General features: G+C 69.3%; 2 pseudogenes. One reads left to right on the forward strand and one right to left on the reverse strand.

The window, feature by feature from the left end:
* Window positions 1-377 (forward strand): annotated as a pseudogene (locus A5680_RS00890) (hypothetical protein); the annotation flags it as partial.
* 4 nt (window positions 378-381) lie between these two features.
* Here A5680_RS00890 and A5680_RS00895 read toward each other — a convergent pair.
* Window positions 382-908 (reverse strand): annotated as a pseudogene (locus A5680_RS00895) (hypothetical protein); the annotation flags it as partial.

Raw genomic sequence — 908 nt, forward strand, 5'->3', positions numbered from 1 at the left:
AGGACAACAAGCCGTCCAACCCCAGCGACCCGCACGACGGGGCCTACACCGCGGCGCGGCTGGCCCGCGACGAAGGGGTGCCCATCTCGACGATCTCGTTCGGCACCAAGACCGGCGAGATCGAGATGGACGGGCAGCGGGTCGCGGTGCCGGTATCGACGGACCAGATGAAGATGATCGCCAAGCTGTCCGGCGGGCAGTCCTACACCGCCGGCACCGTCGACGAGCTGTCCAAGAGCTACAACGCCATCGAGAAGGACATCGGCTACCGCACCGTGCCGGGTCCCGGCAGTGCCGGGTGGTTGCGCCTGGGCGTGCTCACCGCCCTGATCGCGACGGCGCTGGCGCTGCTGATCAACCGGCGGCTGCCGGTCTGATCGCTCAGGAGGGCAGCCGGCGGTTCAGGAACAGGCCGGCCAGGACGGCGCCGGCCATCGCGACGGCCCCCAGCAGCATCCAGGCCAGGCTGGCGTCGCCCTTGACGGTTTCGTAGCCGATCTGGCGCTGCAGGGTCGCGTAGACGTCCTTCAGCGACTCCAGGCTGTCGGCGTGGAACGACTGGCCGTCGGTGATCTCGCAGATCTTCTTCAGCGTCTGATCGTCGACGGGAACCGGGATGGTGGCGCCCTCGTACTCGACGGTGCCGTACGGCGTGCCGAACGAAATCGTCGAGATCTGCACGCCCTCGGCCTTGGCGGCCCGGGCCGCGGTGTAGGCCCCGTCGTGCGGGTCGCTGGGGTTGGACGGCTTGTTCTCCTTGCCGTCGGACAGCAGCACGATGCGGGCCGGCTTGAGGCTGTCGATCGCGGCCTTGACCGCCTGGCGGTTGGTCGTCGGGGCGACCAGCAGCGAGGCGTTGGCCGCGAACTCCACCAGCCCCAGGTTGATGGCCGGCGTCAGCTCGTCGG

It is taken from the genome of Mycobacterium sp. E2989 (genome assembly GCF_001667595.1).
Classification (GTDB): domain Bacteria; phylum Actinomycetota; class Actinomycetes; order Mycobacteriales; family Mycobacteriaceae; genus Mycobacterium.